This is a genomic window from Lentimicrobiaceae bacterium, from assembly GCA_023227965.1.
Classification (GTDB): domain Bacteria; phylum Bacteroidota; class Bacteroidia; order Bacteroidales; family JALOCA01; genus JALOCA01.
This window is the reverse complement of the sequence record JALOCA010000002.1, coordinates 148,020-167,093: the sequence shown is the minus strand read 5'-3', so window position 1 is coordinate 167,093 and position 19,074 is coordinate 148,020. Positions and strand designations below refer to the sequence as shown.

Here is a 19,074-nt window from a genome sequence, read left to right as displayed (position 1 = left end):
GACATTTGCCAGCCTTTATGACCATTCCAGTCAATCAAGTTATTCCTGACAGGTTGCTCCTCAGCAGAGCCTGCTTCCGCTTACTTGATAAACAAAACTATTAAATTAAACACAAGGTGAATAAAAAATCATGAAAATAAACAGCATCAAAAATGTCCATTACGCCTATTTTTTGTTTTTCATGCGTTTGAGACGCAATTCTTCCCGGATGGCATCCGAACGTTCCGAGAATTTTCTTAGGAATATGATTTTCCAAGGTATACCAGACTTGGTAGAAGTAGTATGCCCAATATTATGTTCGTAAAGTCTTCGTTCCGGGTCGTTGGAAGAACCGATATAGAACTTTTCATTTTTTTCACTTAGAAGGATATACAAGAAATACGACATTGAAAATAAAGAAAAGAGCCACTCATGGGACTTGAACCCACGACCTACGCATTACGAATGCGCCGCTCTACCAACTGAGCTAAAGTGGCAATGGTAGTCGGGATGACAGGATTTGAACCTGCGACCCCTTCGTCCCGAACGAAGTACGCTACCAGGCTGCGCTACATCCCGAAATTCGCTTGTATTTCAGGATTGAGAGCCAGCGACTCTCCCGATCCCTATCGGGATACGCTACCAGGCGGAGTTTATCCCGAACCTTCGGGACTACATCCCGAAATTCGCTTGTATTATCAGGATTGAGAGCCAGCGACCCTCCCGAACCCTATCGGGATACGCTACCAGGCGGAGTTTATCCCGAACCTTCGGGACTACATCCCGAAATTCGCTTGTATTTATCAGGATTGAGAGCCAGCGACTCTCCCGAACCCTATCGGGATACGCTACCAAGCGGAGTTTATCCCGAACCTTCGGGACTATATCCCGAAATTCGCTTGTATTATCAGGATTGAGAGCCAGCGACCCTCCCGAACCCTATCGGGATACGCTACCAGGCGGAGTTTATCCCGAATGTATTTACTCTATTTCCAAGAACAAATTTTGTTTTCTTCTTCTTTTTTAACTTTAAAACTCTTCAAAAAATCTAATCCTGAATATCTGTCTCCCCGCGGGGACTCGAACCCCGGACCCATTGATTAAGAGTCAATTGCTCTACCGGCTGAGCTACGGAGAGTTTTAAAGGGCTGCAAAGGTAGTAATACTTTTTAAAAATGTATATTTTTGCTTTACAAAATTCACAATCCATCTGACTGGTTTTATGACTAAAATTAACGAAAACTTCAATTCTGCACTCAGAGTGCAAGAGGGTATTGAACAGCCATCATCTGTTAATCCATCAATAATCAATAAAATACAAAAGCATAAAACGCCAAAGATTTCGGTTGATGAATATCTGGATGGAATTCTTTCCGGTAGCAGAACAATCCTTAGCCGTGCGATAACCCTCATTGAAAGTGTGCTCCCCGAACACCAGCACTTGGCGCAGCAAATTATTGAAAAATGTTTGCCGTACTCCGGAAATTCCATCAGGTTAGGCATTACAGGCGTTCCGGGTGTTGGGAAAAGTACATTTATCGAAGCTCTCGGACGGTATTTAACCAGAAATGGGAACAAACTGGCGGTTTTGGCTATTGACCCCAGTAGTCAGCGCTCGAAAGGAAGCATCCTGGGAGATAAAACACGAATGGAAGAACTTGCCGTTGATTCACTTGCTTTTATACGTCCTTCCCCTTCAGCAGGTTCGTTAGGTGGCGTTTCGCGGAAAACACGCGAAAGCATTATTTTATGTGAAGCTGCCGGATTTAATGTGATTTTTGTTGAAACCGTTGGTGTGGGTCAATCGGAAACATCTGTGTATGGAATGGTGGATTTTTTTCTGTTACTGATGCTTGCCGGTGCCGGTGACGAATTGCAGGGAATTAAACGCGGCATTATGGAAATGGCTGATGCGATAATTATCAATAAGGCTGATGGCGATAACATAACCAAGGCAAATCTTGCTAAAACCGAATATACAAACGCATTACATTTATTTCCGCCACCTCCTTCGGGATGGGAACCTAAGGTAGATACTTGTTCTGCTGTTACTAAGGACGGTGTTAGCAGAATCTGGAAAACTGTACTCGATTATATTGACCTCACAAAAAGAAACGGATATTTTCTCCAAAAAAGAAAAGAACAGTCGCAACAAATAATGTCGGACTATATCCAATTTCAGCTTTCCGACAGTTTTTATCGGTATCCTTTAATTAAAAAAACTCTTCCTTCTGCCGAACAAAATGTCCTTGAGGGGAAGATAAGTGCCTATGTGGCAGCACAAAAATTGCTTGATAGTTATTTACACAGTTTGTCGAAAAAGTAATTGCCACTGTATTTTGCCGAATATGTAAAAAGTCTAACTTTGTGCCCTCTTAATAATACATAAGTTATGACGAATATCATTGATATGAACCCCAATCCCCTTGTTCGCTACTTGAATAAGCCTGCCGGGGATTTTACACGCAACGATTTAGTAAAGTTTATTGAAGCCCATGACATTAAAATGATTAATTTCAGATTCGTGGGCGGAGACGGGCGATTGAAAACCCTCAATTTTGTTATCAACAGCAAAAAACATCTTGAAAGCATTTTAACTTCCGGTGAAAGAGTGGATGGTTCCAGCCTGTTTAGTTATGTGGAAGCCGGTTCCAGCGATTTGTATGTGATTCCACGATACAGAACTGCTTTTTTAAACCCTTTTGCCTCTATTCCTACTCTCGATATTCTCTGTGCATTTTACAACAAAGACGGCGAACCGCTTGCCAGTTCACCCCAATATATTTTGCGGAAAGCACATGAAGCACTTCAGATGGAAACCGGTTTATCGTTTGAAGTTATGGGGGAGCTCGAATATTATATTATAAGTGAACAAAATCATTTGTTTCCCACACCCGACCAGAAAGGATACCAGGAATCTACTCCTTTTAATAAATGGCAACAACTCAGGGTGGAAGCCATGCATGCCATTGCTCAAACTGGTGGAACGATAAAATACGGTCATTCGGAAGTAGGTAATTTTAATATGAATGGGCTTGATTACGAACAAAATGAAATAGAATTTCTTCCTGCTCCGCTTGAAGATGCCGCCGATCAACTCGTCGTAGCCAAATGGATACTTCGTTCGTTGGCTTACAAGTATGGCGTTTCCGTTTCTTTTGCACCCAAAATTACTACAGGTAAAGCCGGAAGCGGATTGCACGTGCATACCAAACTGGTAAAAGATGGAATAAACAAAATGGTAGAAAACGGAATGTTAAACGATACTGCTAAAAAAGCCATTGCCGGGTATCTGTATTTAGCTCCTTCGCTCACGGCTTTCGGAAATATGAATCCAACTTCTTATTTCCGTTTGGTTCCACACCAGGAAGCTCCTACAAATATTTGCTGGGGCGACCGCAACCGTTCTGTTTTGGTTAGGGTTCCTTTGGGTTGGTCGGGGGCTAATAATATGAACAAACATGCCAACCCCATTGAAGAAACTGTAGCAAACGATCTGTCGTTTAAGCAAACTGTGGAATTCCGTTGTCCGGATGGCTCAGCAGATATTTACTTATTATTTGCAGGATTAACTGTTGCAGCCCGCCACGGCCTGCAAATGGAAAATGCCCTTGAAAATGCCCGGAATGCCTATGTGGATGTTAATATTTTCATGGATGAACACAAAGAAACCTTAAACAGGCTGAACCATCTTCCTGCTTCGTGCTGGGAATCGGCTGAAATGCTTGCAAAACAGAAAGACATTTATCTTAAATACGGAGTATTCACTCCCGCAATTATTGAAGGAATTATCCAAAGGCTCAAAAATTTTAACGATAAAAACCTTCGCGAACAAATTCATCGCGATAAAGAAAAAATACTGCAACTTGTAGAACAATATTTCCATTGTGGATAAAATATAAAAACCGGATTCTTCCCGGTTTTTTTTATGATTTCAAACAATACAAATTATTTTGAGTCACCTTTTCAATAGACTTATATGCTGCAATGTTATAATTAGCTGATATTTTTACTGTTACAATACTGCTAATAACCTCAGTTCAGGATAAAATATGTTTTACATCTGCCTTATAAATAATTAGTTATGGTTTTAATATCCATAGAAAGGATTTTTTTATTTTTTGTAAATTCTCTGTCAGGAGATCCATAATTAATGTTTTACACACAACCTTTTTACTATCTCCTTTTCCAGAGAAAAACAACATAAGCTATACCTGAAGTGATGGCAAAAAAGGCAAGCAGTTTAAAAGCATCGGGCAAAATACCAGATACTCCGGTATTGCGGAGAAAAATGTCGTAAAATCCGTTTAGCCCCCAGTTGAGAGGAGAATACGTTGCTACCTGTTGCATTACCTGTGGCATAAAATGTACGGGGACCCAAACACCGCCCAATGCTGCCATTATGATTACCGAAATAGAACCAAATGATGCCGCCTGCTGATGGGTTTTAAAGAATACTCCCGTAGCCATGCCGTATCCCAGTGCCGCTAATGCCGATGAAAGTACAATCAATGCCATTGCAGCAAAATTGGAACCCAGTACCAGTTGGGGCAATCCCAGTATCGGCAAGAAAAACACCCCTACGGCTATCATCAGTAAAAACTGGATGATGCACACTACCAGATAAACGATAATTTTCCCGGAAAAAATTTTAAAATAAGAACCCGGCATAGTCATAAGACGGAAAAGACTGCCTTCATCACGTTCTTTAATGATGCAGCCGGCAAGAGGTATTACCAGAAAAAACATAGCAAACATTGTCCATGCAGGTACATTGTGCTGTACCGAATTGGGTATTATACTCCATTTACTGTCTGCAGCATAGGAAGGATTGAGTTGTACAATGCTCATGTCGTCGAAATGTAAATTAGTTATCGGACGATTAAACATTTTGGCAAGTATGTAGGCAAATTCGCCCAATGCCACTTTGGCTTCTATTTTCGAGGTAAACTTGTCGAGGGTGCTGAGTATAGAATTTTTAAATGAACTTTTAATTACCGGGTCGAAAAGAACAGTCAGCCGTACCGAATCAGTATCGTCAACAATGGGAAGAGGCGTATTAATTTTCAGGCTCATAAAAATGCGCGTGATTTTTGCCCGGGCATGGGAGCGGATTACCTGGGTGGCATGGGCGGGGATAATGATACCTATCTGGTAGTCGCCGGCGGCTACCGCTTTGTGTACCGCATCGTCAGAAGGGGTTTTCCCGTTTAATTTTTCCGTTACCACGAAATATTCCGAGTTCTTCAAACCATTAGCTATAAATATTCCCAGTGAATCTCTGTCATTATCAAGTAAAAGCAGTTTAATCTGGTTTTCTTTGATACTTTGAAAAGCAAAATCCTGCACCAGCGTTATCACGAGAACCATTATCATAGGCATCAGAAAAAGAATGGCTAATCCTGCCTTATCGCGAATGAGCACTAAAAACTCCTTACCAGTGGATGCTAATAATTTTTGCATTTTCAATCTCTTAAATCTCTGCCGGTGTGATATAAAAACAAATTTTCGAGGGTATTGCATTCCGGGTTTTTCGCAATGAGTTCTTCCGGATTTCCGTAAGCAATAATTTTTCCGTAATCAATTATTGCTACTGTGCTGCAAAGCTGTTCAGCTTCTTCCATATGGTGCGATGTATAAATTATAGTAGTCCCTTCACGATTAAGCTGTTTTAAAAAATCAACAATCACCGTGCGCGACTGAACATCAATGCCCACGGTAGGTTCATCAAGAAAAAGAATTTTTGGGGCATGCAAAATTCCTGCAATGAGGTTTACCCTGCGTTTCATCCCTCCGGAAAAAGTTTCCACCCTGCGATGGCTGTTGTTCTCAAGTCCGAAAAGACGAAGATAATATTCAATTTTTTCAGAAAGCTGTTTGCTTTTTAATCCGTACATTTTTCCAAAAAAACGAAGATTTTCCAGTGCTGAAAGAGTAGGATAGAGGGCAATATCCTGGGGTACAACGCCTATAATCTTTTTTACCAGTTGCTGCTGGTGAGAAAAATCAATTCCATCCATGATTATTTCACCCGAAGTAGCTTTAAGATATCCGCAAAGAATGGAAATGGTTGTTGTTTTTCCTGCTCCGTTGGGTCCCAATAAGCCGAAAAATGAGCCCATGGTAATGCTAAAACTAAGCCCGTCAATAGCCGGAATGTTCATTCCCTTGTAAAACCGGGTTAGGTTGTTAACTGTTATCATTTCCGTTTGTTTCAATCTAATTTCATCGTTAACAGGGTGGAAAAAATTTTTTTCTCGCGATCGGCAATTTCAAAAAGTATTTTGGCAAGTTCCTGGTAGGCAACTTCAACACCGCCGCGTTTTTTACAGTTTTTTGCACCAAGAAAGGAAAAATCGCGCCAACGGTTGGCGGTTTCTCCCATTTCGATGGAAATATCACTTAACTTTTCGTTTTGAAGTATTTCAGCGGCTTCCTGCAAAAAAGCGCCATAAATAAACCGGAACCCTGCACCTCCGGTTCCAATTTCTTCTTCCATACGCAGAACTTGTCCGAGGTAATAGTTGGCTTTTTGTTCTCCGAACTTTTTTTCCCATTTCAGCATTTCTCTGGCAAGAAAACGTATTCCTTTAACGCCAACCATCCAAAAAGGGATTTTTATCATGTCTTTGCTCGCTTTGCGAATGCCGTTAACGATAGCCTTGTGTAAATCGTATTGTACAGGTAATGCAAGCGGATAGTACATTTTTCCGAAAGGTGCGAAAATCCCTTTTGGGTAACGGACTTTCATCAAATCGTTGTAAGAAATTTTTACAGGCGCAGGAATTACGGTATCGCTGACAAGATATTCGCCGTTCTCTTTTCCATATACCACCAGATTATGTAGGTTGTAATGCATGCGATATTCCGGAGGGAAAAAGGGAAGGTTGTAAATTCCTACCTGTAAACCCACGGGATGTCCCTGCTCAATTGCCCGATCGAGGGCACTCATGGAGTCATGGGGGTTTTTGAAAGTTTTTTTATATATTTCTATACCTAAAGCTTTGGTGGAACGGTTAAAAATAAATCCCGGCAATGTGCGGAAAGTTGTTACCGGGGCAAACTGCAGTTTAAAAAAGGGGAGATGGCTGAAAAAAATTCCCGATCCGATTCCAAGTATCATGGGCTCGCTGATATTTAACCCTTTATTTCTTAAAAGATTTGAGGTAACTCCGCTTTCGCAATGCCCTGCCTGACGATGTTCGTAGTTTAATATCATTTTTTGCTGTTGGTGTTCGCTGATAGTTTGAGGGTAAAGTTTGGATTATTATTAATTTTCATCAATATTGTTAAGTCCGGAAATTTCGATTTCAAAAACTGAGGCATATTTCTGAAGAATTTTATTGTTGAGTTTTTTGAAAAACCAGGGTTTACAGTGTAACCTGACTTTCCATTTGGCAATACCCGTTGAAGCAGCCAATACATTCAACTCCATACCACGTTTTTCCATATGATACAGAATAGGACTTGATTTTCCGGCTAATACTTTGTTGCGAGCATCGCGGGCACGTTCCTTGTACAATTCCCAGTTTTGCCTCATGAAAATTTTATCCGAATCGGAATGATAGTCCGAACGGGTAGTAAACTTTCTTCCTTCAAAAGAATAAAATAATTCTTTCTGTGCTCCGAAATGAAAATCGTCATTTTCGTTTTCCATAAATTCATTTTTATTATCCGGAAAACAAACATAAGTGTTTTTTTAGAATAATCGAAACCCGATAACGAGCTAAGTGATATTTTCTTATTTTTTCAGGAAAATTTTCATTTCGCATTCGGCAACCAGTTGTCCTCCGCACCGGATAGTGCCATTTATTATCGTAGCATCCAGCACTTCATGTTCTATGGTAACCGTAGTAATGATTTCATCACCTAATTTGGGCAAAAAATAAATTTTCAGGTTTTTTACAGCCCCGATAAACCCCAAAGGAATTTCAGTTTTTCCTTCAGTGGCATCGCGCGAAACTCGGTAGCCCACACCCGCAGCGGCTGTTTGGGCTATGTTTTCTATTAAACCGGGTTCGGTAAAAAGCCCATTTTCTGCAAACAAGTTATCTGCCTGAGGTGTTAAAGCTGTGATAGTAACCTTGTTTTCGCAGCTTCGTAGCTTATCAATCATTACCATAGGAGGACGTTGCGGAATAAGCCGCAACAGGTCGTTTCCACTGCAAATTATGTTCTGAGATGATGCCATAGGGGTCCTTTTTTATTTCGTTCGCGCATACGGGAAAGTATAGGCGACAATTCTTCGTCGGGGAAAATCCAGTTTCTTCCACTGTTTTTTGCCTTTTCCTTCAGTGTTGTAAGATCAATGTTTTTCGAAATATAATAAGCCGGTTCAAGTAGGGAATCGTTTTTATCCAGCGTACCTTCGGTTAAGGCAATGCGGTGGAGAGGCGTTCCGGGGTAAATACGCATCCCGATAAATGGGAAGAAAACTGTATTTTTTATTTTTTTAGAATTTTCAAAAGTTTCAGCAAGAGTTTCTTCGGTTTCGCCATAGCCACCCAATATCATCGAATGACAGAAGAAAACACGAAAGCGATTGCATAACTCCGATTTTTCCAACACTTCATCAAAAGTAAAATGTTTGCCATAGTTTTCAAGTTGTTTGTCGCTCAACGACTCGGTACCAAACTCCACATGGGTAAGCCCTGCTCTTTGGAAAAGAGAAAGCAGGGTTTCATCCAGTAAATGGGGCGAAAAATACGCTCCCCAGTTTATTTTTATCCCGCTTTGGATAATTTTTTCGGCAAGGATGGTATTGAATGGATTACTGATATTGAAAACGGAATCGGTAAAAAATACGTAACTGATGTTCTTTTCGTTAGTAAGCCATTGCAAAGTGTCAACAATTTTGTCGGCATCGAGGGTTCGCACCTCGCTCCCTTCGATGAGGGGATAAGTACAATAAATACAATGGTAAGGACAGCCGCGTTTGGTTTGAATATTCAGCATCCCCGAATGTTGCCAATAGTAGCTTAACCAATCGGATTCAAATTCAAGGTCGGGACAACGAAGAAAGTTGCTGCGGGGGTTTATGGTTACAGCATATTCGTTGGCATATACGAGCCCTTCTATTGTTGTGTAGTCCCTGCCCAGGTTAAGACATTCAATGAGTTTGGCAAAGCTCTGTTCGCCTTCTCCCACTATCCCGAAGTCGGGTTGCAGAAGCTGGAAAAGCTTTTTGGGGAATAAAGAAAATGCCGAACCTCCCGCAATAAGTTTTGCCCGGCTGTGTCGGCGGATAATTTCAAACAGCGAACGATAAGTAGAAATAAAGCTTTCCGATTCATAAAAATTAACATTGTCAATGTTCCGTAACGAAACACCAATATAATGTGGCTGAAAGGAGGTAATTTCGGAAATCAGATCTTCATTCGTCCTGTTGAAACAGTCAAAAAAACGGAGCTGCAAACCCGGGAAAGTCTTTTTAAGATGAGTAGCAAGGTATGAAATGCCCAAGGGATAAACCGGGTAAGGTATATTGAAGCGGTTTGCCGATACAAGAAGTAACTTACTGTTCATCAGGTTTGATTTTCCCAGAAGGGGTAATAATTGAACCACTGTAAGGGATATTTTCTTAATACTTTTTCCAGGGTTGCTGTATAATCATTGAGAATGGGCAACAAGTCGCTTTCTGTAATTGTTGAATTTGCAGGAGTGTATACTTTAGCCGGTGTTGCAAAAAAATGGTAATGGTTTTTTCGTTCTTTCAATGCAAAAACGAAGGAAACCGGCACCCCAAAACGTACGGCAAGAAAAAACGGACCATAGGGAAATGTTGCTTTTTTGTCCATAAATGTTGTAGAAAGAACTTTCATCCCGGGAACAAACCTGTCACCATGCAAAACTAATATTTCATTATTCAGGATTGTTTTTTTTATTTCGATAAGATGTGAAAAATCTTTTTTTTCAACGATAATTTTTACCTGTGTGTTTTCGGATTTGACAACCATGACCTGATCGAGCAGACGTTTTATGTTTTCGTGTTCAATGTCCATCAGCAGGATGTTTATGTTACAAGACAATCGGTTGAGCAGTTGCCCGGCTGTTTCCCAATTGCCAATATGAGCATTCAGCAGTATACCACCTTTCCCATCCTTTGCTATTTTTCTGAGATGCTCTTCTCCTTCAAAATCGAAAGTAAAATGTGTAGCAGTACCCGAAAGTATGCATACTTTATCAATGAGTGTTTGCCCAAGTAAGATAAAATTCCTGTAAACTGATAGCATTGCTTTTGCTATCGAATAACCAAAAATGGTATGGAAAAGATAGTATTGGTATTTAAAGGCTTTACGGGAGAAGAAAAAATAGTACAGGGCTACAAAATTTAACAGAAAATATGCCGCACTGATACCTACGTTCCGTAACAGAAAAACAAATATCTTATATCCGCAAATTCCTCCACGTGTTTTTCCACTCCACGAATTCATGCTTCAGGGTTTGGTAATAAGTAGATTAGTTTGAAGTACTGTTGCTGAGGCGAAGAATGATATAATCGTAAAAATCCTGTAAAACTTTAATGTTGGCAAATTCTTCGGCTTTCACTTTGAACCCGAAATTTTTTTCGATGATAACCACCAGATCCACCAGATCAAGACTGTCAATTTCGAGAGTTTTCATTAAATTGGCATCGGGTTGTAGTTGTTCGGGCTCAATTTCAAATTCATCAATAAGTATATCATTGATTTTTGCGATAATTTCCTCTTCTTTCATTCGTATATAATTTGTTTTTTAATGTTCCAATTCTTTTTCCGGGTATCCTTAAAAATCCTCATAATTAAAAATACATCCAAGAATATTGGAATTTATCCTAACCATGAGAATTTTATTGCAATGGGCAAAAGTACATTAAATCTTTTTAACAATCAAAGTTGAATTCGTCCCGCCAAAACCGAATGAGTTGGAAAGGAAAATATTTATATTTTTTTCAAGAGTTTCGGTAACAATATTCAAATGGGCAGAATATGCATCCGGATTTTCAAAATTAATATTGGGGGCAATAAAATTGTGTTGCATCATAAGCATAGAATATACAATTTCACTGGCACCAGCCATCCAGCATTCATGCCCTGTCATTGATTTTGTAGAACTTAAAAGAGGGTGGGCATTTCCGAATACTTTGTGCAGGGCTATGGCTTCGTTCATGTCGCCGATGGGTGTTGATGTGGCGTGAGCATTAATATAATCAATTTGTTCGGGGGAGAGACGAGCTTCGCGTAGCGCTTTTTCGATGGAACGTACTGCTCCGTCAACATTAGGTTGAGAGATGTGTTCGCCATTAGACGAAAAGCCGTAACCTACTACTTCGGCAAGAATGGGGGCTCCGCGTTTCACGGCTGAATCGTAGTTTTCGAGAATCACGGAAGCAGCTCCTCCGCTGGGGACCAATCCATCGCGGTCGCGATCGAAAGGACGTGAAGCATGTTGAGGATCGTCTTCCCGAATAGAAAAAGCACTAAGTGCATCAAAACTGCCCATAGAGTAAGGATTAATTTCCTGGGCACCTCCGCAAATGATAATATCCTGCAAACCATGTTTTATCATTACATAACCCATGCCGATAGAATGCGAACCGCTGGCACAGGCTCCGCTTATGGTAAAGTTTATTCCTTTCAGACGGAAAATTACGGAAAGGTTCATGGTAACCGTTGAGTTCATGGACTGAAAGATAGAGCCCGAACCCAACAAAACAGTGTCTTTTTTTTCACGAAGAGTTTCGCTGGCTGAAATTACAGCTTCGGCAGTGCTGTCGTTCCCGTAAAAAATTCCTACTTCGTTTTCGTTGAGGAAATCATCACTGATACATGCGTTTTGAAGAGCTTCGCGTGTCGCCATGTAGGCATATTCGGCTGGTTCAGCCATTCCTATCCGCATACGACGATCGAGTTTGCCTTTAAGGTTGGGTCGTTCCAGATGGGTGGTGAGTGCGGAACGGAAACCCATTTGTTTTCGGGATGCATCAAAAATAACCCCAGATTTTCCATAATATAACGAATCCTTTACCTCGTCAAGATTTTTGCCGATACAGGAGTAAATTCCTAATCCTGTGATTACTACGCGATTCATTTGCCAATATTTAAGATAAGTTTCATGTTTACAACTTCCAAATTTGCAAAAAGGGAAAATCAGGTGTACAACCCTCCGTTGACTGAAATTACAGTACCAGTAATGTAAGAGGCTTTTTCTGAAGCCAAAAAACCTACGGTGGCTGCAACCTCTTCCGGTGTACCAAACCGTTCGAGGGGAATTGCCTGTTTGTACATTTTTTCATCAAGGTCTTTGGTCATATCGGTTGTAATGAAACCGGGAGCGACAGCATTTACGGTAACGCGTTTTTTGCCTACTTCCTGAGCTAGGGCTTTAGTGGCTCCGATGATAGCTGCTTTAGCTGCCGAATAATTTGTTTGACCTGGTAACCCTTTTATCCCCGAGAGAGAGACAATATTCACAATTCTGCCGTATTTATTGATAAGCATATTTTTCAGCAGAAAACGGGTAACATAAAAATAGCCGTTCAGATTTGTATTAAGCACATCAAACCATTCTTCATCCTTCATCCACATTAACAATGCATCGCGACGTATTCCGGCGTTGTTTACCAATACTTCTACCAAACACTCGGGGTGCGCTTCGTGCCAGTTATTTAAAACTTTTTCTACTTCGTCTTTATTGGCAACATCAAACTGAAGAATTTCTCCGGATACTCCTTTTTCCTGTACCCATCCGAGGGTTTTTTCGGCTTCCTGATGGCTTTTCGCATAGTTTATCAGGATGTTATAGCCCATCTCGGCAAGCTGAATGCATATTGCCCTGCCTATTCCTCTTGATCCACCTGTTACCAGTGCATATTTTATCATAGTGGTATTTTTGTAAGTACTCAATATTTTTTGATACAAACTTTTTCATATTGTTTTTTTAATGTTACAGATATGAAAAGCATCTCCTTGTTTGGCAAATATAAAAATATTTTAAAAAAATTTAAGTCAAAGTAAGAAAATAAAACTCTTGGTGTATTTTCTTAGGTCGAATAACCAGTACTTTAGCTAACTGCTCACAAAATTGATAATGGGTTTATAAATGATAAAAAATTGTATATTAAATATTTACAAAAATAATTTCCAGATTCACCAGAAAAAGAAAACAAATATTTTTTGTTTTAATTAAAAAAAACAATTCAAAATAAGCATGATATAATTTTATATTTTTGGGGAAAATAAAAACTTTATGCTCCACAAGCTTTTGTTTTTTTTATTGGCAATGTATGGCTTCTGTGCAACTGCCGGGTACGATATGAATGCCCGTTGCCGTGATGCTTATCAGTGTGTTATGAGCTTGCGGTTTAAGGAAGGAAAAGCCTTGTTGGAAAAAGAAAAAAAAGAACATCCTTCAAATGATATCCCCTATAGTATAGAAAACACAATTGATTTTCTGACACTTTTTATTGCCGAAAACAGAGAAGAATTTAAAAGACTCGAAAAAAATAAAGAACCACGACTTACACGGCTGCAAAAAGGAGACAAAAGTTCACCCTGGTATCGCCACAGCATAGCTCTGGTACAATTGCAATGGGCATTTGCAAGAATAAAATTTGGGGAATACCGTACAGCTGCCCTCGAAATCAACAAAGCTTACCGTTTGCTCGAAGAAAACCGCGGGATGTTTCCTTCTTTTATTCCCGATGATGTGAGTATGGGAATCTTGCATACGCTAATCGGAACCATACCCGATAATTACAAATGGCTTATAAATCTCATGTCGTTTAAAGGAACCGTTAAGCAGGGGAAAGTGGAATTGCAAAAAGTGCTTGGTATATCGCTTGCCAATCCTTCTTTCGCTTACCTGAAAAACGAAAGCCTGTTTTTTCTTACTTTTATTTATCTGAACCTGCAAAGCGACAAAAAAGACGCCCGCACATTGTTTGAAAAATATTGTAACAAGGCAATGCTAACAGAATGTAAGCAGGACCCGTTGCTTACCTACTGCATGGCTTCCATTTGTTTACGCACCGGAAACAACAATAAAGCTATAGAAATTTTGAAAAACAGGACTCTGAGTGCCCAGTATTTCCCCTTTCATTACCTTGATTACCTTACCGGCAACGCCTTGCTGCATAGCCTCGACAAAGATGCTTCGTTTTATTACCTCCGTTTTTTGCAAAATTTCCGGGGGCAGAATTATATCAAATCGGCTTACCAGCGGCTGGCATGGAGTTTTTTGCTTCGTGACGACGAAAAAACCTACAGGGAGATGCTTGCCAAAGCTCTTTGCTATGGTAATTCCAATGTTGATGAGGACAAAGAGGCGGAGAAAGAAGCCCGTTCGGGCGAAAGTCCAAATATTTACCTGCTGAAAAGCCGGTTGCTTTTCGATGGAGGGTATTATGAAAGAGCACTTGGTATTTTAACGAATCAAAAGACGATTGTCTCTTTTACAACCAGCCGTCTGCTTACAGAGATGGTTTATCGCAAAGCCCGTATCTGCCATGAATGGGGGAAAACTGCTGATGCTATTCCCTTGTATGAACAAGCCATCCGACAGGGAAAGGATGAAGAATGGTATTTTGCTGCCAATGCAGCATTGCAGTTGGGAATGATTTACGAAACGGCTGGAAACTACACAAAAGCAGGATTATACTACCGGCAATGCCTTGCCATGAACCCTTCGGAATACAAAAACAGCATTCACCAAAAAGCAAAAGCCGGATTGAACCGGATAAAATAAAGGGATTAGCTTAACATTGATAAAAAAAGTAAAAAGTTATACACCTGCACGGATTTTTTTGAAAAAGTTTTTATTTTAGTAAGATAGCTTTGTTATTTAGAAATATATCTCATAAAAGTGTTACCTTTTTAAAAAACCGATTGACTACACTTTACCATTTTTTGTTGCACAACTTTTTTGTCAGAAAGTAAGATTTGAAGAATATATATACCATTTTGCCAATTGGAAATTTGTAAAGTATATGCATTAGTATGCTGGTTATCTATCTTAAAGATTAGATTTCCCAAAACATCATAGACACTAATATTTTCAATATTTACATTTGAGTTTTCATTTTTTATATTAATAAAACTATTCGCAGGATTAGGAAGAACTTGAAGCATCGATTTTCCCAAATGTTCATTTAATTCATCATTAGAAAATAAGGGAAAAGTATAATTTGCGCTGCTCTTATCAGAAACAATTATCGGGTCAATACGTGCAGTAAAATCAGTTCCAATTTCTGATGTAAACCCAGGTAACAAATCGATTTCATTACATGCTTCATATTTTATTTTAGCATCAGGTTCAACATTGACATTTACTGTGCCTGCGAAATCAAAATAGCCGGCATAAACATCTTCATGGGGACCCGAAGGAATATTTTCAACAACATGTACTCTCTTTTCACAATCTATTACAGAAAATGTTTCCCAATCTGCATCATACCATCTTAAGTCGCCTCTAATACTTGGATTTAAGGCACTTGGAGTTCCATACCTTGCATCATAATATAACATATCAGGGTCATCACCCCAATACCTATTCCACACTTCTAACTGTACGGTATATTTGCCTTCATTATTAAATGATCCTGAATTATACCAATAATGACCACCTCTATCACTGTACCAAGCGCATGCTTCACTTTGAATTCCTTCATAATAATTATTATATGATTTATTGGTATTTAGAACATTCCATCTCACATTTGTTACATCTTTTAAATAACATTGTATCTCATGATAACTTGGAGCAGGCCAATACACACATGTGTTCTCATTATAATTCAATGGATCTCGAGCACCAGAAAAAAGAACTTCATCTCCCTTTCTGATTTTTTTTAATGACTCTTCTCCATAATTAAAATTATATATATAAATTCCAGGATAAACATTAAAAGTGCGCAAGGCAAAACAATCTACATCCCCACTTACATATATATACTTTGTTTTTGTTACATCAAATCCCTCATTATCTGTTACGGTAAGAGTAACAGGGTAAGTCCCATATACCGGATACTGAATAGTTGTCTGTGGATTTCCTGTAGGATGAGGATTTGCATAACTTTGTGTTATTATTTCCCAGGGAATACCGGTTGAGGAAACAGGTGCAGTATTTGTATTCAATTCATTACCCCACTCCCAAAAATACTTGATATATGGCAACATACCACCTTCGGTTAAATTTGTAAAAGAGACATCCTGGTTTATTCCCGCATTACCATATTCAAAATCCCAATCGAAATCTACATTGTGAGTTCCTGCGGTCCCTATTATAATATCTTGTTCATAGTAATCAGTTTTGTTATTTGCATCAAAAACACTGCATGAAAAATGTTTAATGCCATTTGCTGAATAGGTATGATTGCAGGAAACGAATGTATTATAGATATTTTCAATCTGGAAATCATATCCATCTCCAAAAGTAAAAATAAAACTATATGGTGGTTCTCCATCCATTACAGAAGCTGTAAAAAAAAGGCTTTCCCCGCTGTTACCACTCCAAGGTGCAAAACAGGTTAAAAATAGATCATTACCTGGCGATGATTCATAAACAATGATATAAGCCGATCTCGTTTTTGTAGAAGTTTCGTTATTTGAATTAGTTATTGTAAGAGAGGCATTATATACACCTGAAGTATTATAAGTTACTGTTGGATTTTGTTCATTTGATGTAGCCGGTGTTCCACCATCAAATTCCCATTGCCATTGAGTAATTGTTGAATTATTACCAGGTATTGAAGCATCGGTGAAAAAAACAGAAGAGCCAATTGGAACATTTGTTGGCGCTCCTGTAAAATCAGCTGCTATTGTATTTGGAGACGATAATGGAGACAATACAACCTGGTAATCTGTTTCTATAAACGGTATAGTACCTTCCTCATCGTCAAGCCGTGTAATAATTAATACACCTTTCTGATTCACAGAAGGTATATCAAGTAAAATCTCACCAGTTCCTTCAGTTAGGGTAATTATATGATCATCAAGCTGAGCAGATGAATTATCATAAACAAAATTAACATAATAGGTAGGATGCACACCATTATTATTTATATTTCCATTAAACTTTAAATATACCTGCCTACCTGTTTGAAAATTAATATCCCAATAATCAATTCCGAAAGAACTTGATATCCTATCAGCTTTACTGACGATTGCTCCATTATAATTTATTGTTTCCGTAATAAAAGGGACAACGTAAAAATTATCATCCCCTTTATTCCATAAGTCATATACAGTATTATTAAAATAAGCACATTTAGAAAAAACTTTCAATGCAGAATCAAAATCCGGGCAAGAGGACGAATTCAATTTGTTATCCATAAAAGTCTTTATAGCTGGTATATCCGTATTGCTATAACCTGACTGTGTTTCCTTTATAATATTAAGTTTATCAGCAATTGAACCACCGGAATTATATTTTTCATATAAAAACCTCCAAAATAAGCAGTATTTATATCCTTGATAATATAGGCTTGTGCTCACATTTGGGTTTAAGAAATTATTAGCATCAGTTCTGTACAACCTGTCTTTAGACGAATTATATTCCAACTCTTCACATGCTACAGTTTGTATAAACCTTGCTTGCCCTTCAATTAACCATTGCATCTTATTATCATTATGTGGAAAATTTGGATTATGAGAAAACTGTATTGTATGAAAAAATTCATGAGGAATTGTTGATGTCAACAAATCGTTTTCATTATCATAATTATATAATTCATAATCCCTATAAACCTTTATATTAACTTGCCAGTATGACGAACACGGACTACTGGAAACATGGTCACCCCAAAAATCAATATCTTGAGCTCTTATTCCATGATTAACACATATGTAATAATATCCATCTGCTCTTATATTTATTGGTTTATTCCCACTGATATCGGAACATAAGTTCCAGTCATTAATCTGTGTATTCCATGTATTCGTAAATTTTTGACCTAAATTCGTTAAATAAGAAGCAACGCTACCCATACCTCCAGGCTGCCAATAAAAAAAACGGGAAGCATAATGAATCATATAGTCAGCCCCTGAACCAATAGCCCCTGTTTGTATTTTTTCTTTTACAACATATTTATTAAACGTTTCGGGGAGAGGTGCATTATTATAATAGATTTTAAATATACAAAAGCCATCCTTATCATCATTTAGAGGCGTGAAATAATTAGACGTTATGCCATTACCATTCAAACTACTTTGCCAAATTAATACTTCAGTATTGGGATCGACAAATGATGGATGAAGATAAATCCGGAGTTCATAATTAGCCGGATTGCTCAATCCTGTAACCTGAAATTTTGTTGTATGCGTCTGATCATCATTAATTATAAAATGGAAATATGTATTATTAATATTATTGTTTGAATTTATGCAAGTTTGAGTGTTAACTCCTGTATTATATATTAAATTAATGTCATAAGTATTTTTAGAATTTTCTAACTTTAATAAACGGTTAACCGGATAAGTATATATAAATGGGAACGCATCTCCATTTCCAAAATCAGCTATAACATATCCAGGTTGCTTATCTTTTACAGTAACATAAAGTGTAACGGTATGCTTAAAATAATCTTCTATATCTGACGAATAAGTTCTGATTTTAGCAGATATTTTATAATTAACTTTTACTTTGCGATCAGGAAAATTGGAGAACTGGTACATATAATCTCCTAAATATTGAAAAGTATCAATGGATAATAATTCTATGTCAGAATAACTCATTGCCGTCCATAAAAATGCCTTAACAATTTCTTCTTCAGATATTTTTTTTAGATGCTTTCCTTTTTTGCCTATGTCAATATCTGACAATAGTTCATTAAATTGTTCACGGAGATGATATTCTTTGTTTTTATACTCTGCCCAGAGCATCGATAATCGCTTTCTATTACTATTTTTGCATTCACAATAATAAAACTCAACTCCTGGCAATACTTTATTAATCAGCTTTTGTTTTTCAGAAGAAAAAACCAATGTATTTTTAATACAAGCAGTGTCTTTGGCATCCCGTTCTTTTTTTATAGTATAATTCTGTCCCTTAGCTGTGTATGACAGAAACAGACAAAGAAAAAGAGAAAACAATGTTATTATTTTAATCGTCGCTTTCATA

At 38.3% G+C, this 19,074-nt stretch carries 16 protein-coding genes and 3 tRNA genes; 4 read left to right on the top strand and 15 right to left on the bottom strand.

The genetic code is table 11. The annotated features are described in order from the left end of the window. Positions 1-165 precede the first annotated feature (165 nt). The 3 genes from M0R21_01545 to M0R21_01535 form a co-directional block, all read right to left on the bottom strand. Positions 166-387, bottom strand: a complete 222-nt coding sequence (locus M0R21_01545) for a GIY-YIG nuclease family protein (GenBank protein MCK9616499.1) — start codon at positions 385-387, stop codon at positions 166-168. 16 nt (positions 388-403) lie between these two features. After that, positions 404-476 (bottom strand) — tRNA-Thr (locus tag M0R21_01540). 8 nt (positions 477-484) lie between these two features. Beyond that, positions 485-558, bottom strand: a tRNA-Pro gene (locus M0R21_01535). 125 nt (positions 559-683) lie between these two features. On the opposite strand from M0R21_01535, the gene M0R21_01530 reads away from it, so the two are divergent. Next, a complete protein-coding gene (locus M0R21_01530; GenBank protein ID MCK9616498.1) occupies positions 684-896 on the top strand; it encodes a hypothetical protein in 213 nt (70 codons plus the stop codon). A 148-nt stretch (positions 897-1,044) separates the two neighbouring features. On the opposite strand, the gene M0R21_01525 is transcribed toward M0R21_01530, so the two are convergent. Continuing rightward, a tRNA-Lys gene (locus M0R21_01525) sits at positions 1,045-1,117 on the bottom strand. Between the two features lie 84 nt (positions 1,118-1,201). Between M0R21_01525 and meaB the strand changes: the two genes are divergently transcribed. Both meaB and M0R21_01515 read left to right on the top strand, forming a co-directional pair. Continuing rightward, positions 1,202-2,305, top strand: a complete 1,104-nt coding sequence (meaB, locus tag M0R21_01520; protein MCK9616497.1) for a methylmalonyl Co-A mutase-associated GTPase MeaB — start codon at positions 1,202-1,204, stop codon at positions 2,303-2,305. Positions 2,306-2,371: 66 nt separating this feature from the next. Beyond that, complete coding sequence (locus M0R21_01515) at positions 2,372-3,874, top strand: glutamine synthetase family protein (protein ID MCK9616496.1); 1,503 nt, start codon at positions 2,372-2,374, stop codon at positions 3,872-3,874. 281 nt (positions 3,875-4,155) lie between these two features. Here M0R21_01515 and M0R21_01510 read toward each other — a convergent pair whose 3' ends face one another. The 10 genes from M0R21_01510 to fabG all read right to left on the bottom strand — a co-directional run bounded on the left by M0R21_01510 (position 4,156) and on the right by fabG (position 12,836). Then, positions 4,156-5,442 carry an ABC transporter permease gene (locus tag M0R21_01510; protein ID MCK9616495.1) on the bottom strand — a complete coding sequence of 429 codons (1,287 nt, stop codon included), beginning with the start codon at positions 5,440-5,442 and terminating at the stop codon, positions 4,156-4,158. Positions 5,443-5,444: 2 nt separating this feature from the next. Beyond that, positions 5,445-6,182 (bottom strand): ABC transporter ATP-binding protein, encoded by a 738-nt coding sequence (locus tag M0R21_01505; GenBank protein ID MCK9616494.1) that lies wholly within the window; start codon positions 6,180-6,182, stop codon positions 5,445-5,447. Positions 6,183-6,193: 11 nt separating this feature from the next. Beyond that, positions 6,194-7,198, bottom strand: coding sequence for a BtrH N-terminal domain-containing protein (locus tag M0R21_01500; GenBank protein ID MCK9616493.1), 1,005 nt, complete (start codon positions 7,196-7,198; stop codon positions 6,194-6,196). 51 nt (positions 7,199-7,249) lie between these two features. Beyond that, positions 7,250-7,636, bottom strand: a complete 387-nt coding sequence (locus M0R21_01495; protein ID MCK9616492.1) for a hypothetical protein — start codon at positions 7,634-7,636, stop codon at positions 7,250-7,252. An 84-nt stretch (positions 7,637-7,720) separates the two neighbouring features. Next, the gene (locus tag M0R21_01490) at positions 7,721-8,170 is read right to left on the bottom strand and encodes a hydroxymyristoyl-ACP dehydratase (GenBank protein MCK9616491.1); all 450 of its coding nucleotides are present in this window, start codon (positions 8,168-8,170) and stop codon (positions 7,721-7,723) included. Beyond that, a complete protein-coding gene (locus M0R21_01485) occupies positions 8,149-9,504 on the bottom strand; it encodes a radical SAM protein (GenBank protein MCK9616490.1) in 1,356 nt (451 codons plus the stop codon). The genes M0R21_01490 and M0R21_01485 overlap by 22 nt, the downstream gene beginning before the upstream one ends. Beyond that, positions 9,504-10,412 (bottom strand): hypothetical protein, encoded by a 909-nt coding sequence (locus M0R21_01480; GenBank protein ID MCK9616489.1) that lies wholly within the window; start codon positions 10,410-10,412, stop codon positions 9,504-9,506. The genes M0R21_01485 and M0R21_01480 overlap by 1 nt, the downstream gene beginning before the upstream one ends. A 25-nt stretch (positions 10,413-10,437) precedes the next feature. Continuing rightward, a complete protein-coding gene (locus M0R21_01475) occupies positions 10,438-10,695 on the bottom strand; it encodes an acyl carrier protein (GenBank protein ID MCK9616488.1) in 258 nt (85 codons plus the stop codon). Between the two features lie 135 nt (positions 10,696-10,830). Beyond that, entirely contained in the window at positions 10,831-12,048 is a 1,218-nt protein-coding gene (locus tag M0R21_01470) for a beta-ketoacyl-[acyl-carrier-protein] synthase family protein (protein ID MCK9616487.1), read from the bottom strand. A gap of 59 nt (positions 12,049-12,107) precedes the next feature. Next, positions 12,108-12,836 carry a 3-oxoacyl-ACP reductase FabG gene (gene fabG / locus M0R21_01465; protein ID MCK9616486.1) on the bottom strand — a complete coding sequence of 243 codons (729 nt, stop codon included), beginning with the start codon at positions 12,834-12,836 and terminating at the stop codon, positions 12,108-12,110. Positions 12,837-13,206: 370 nt separating this feature from the next. On the opposite strand from fabG, the gene M0R21_01460 reads away from it, so the two are divergent. Further along, complete coding sequence (locus M0R21_01460; protein MCK9616485.1) at positions 13,207-14,703, top strand: hypothetical protein; 1,497 nt, start codon at positions 13,207-13,209, stop codon at positions 14,701-14,703. Positions 14,704-14,831: 128 nt separating this feature from the next. On the opposite strand, the gene M0R21_01455 is transcribed toward M0R21_01460, so the two are convergent. Continuing rightward, complete coding sequence (locus M0R21_01455; protein MCK9616484.1) at positions 14,832-19,073, bottom strand: PKD domain-containing protein; 4,242 nt, start codon at positions 19,071-19,073, stop codon at positions 14,832-14,834. Position 19,074 lies beyond the last annotated feature (1 nt).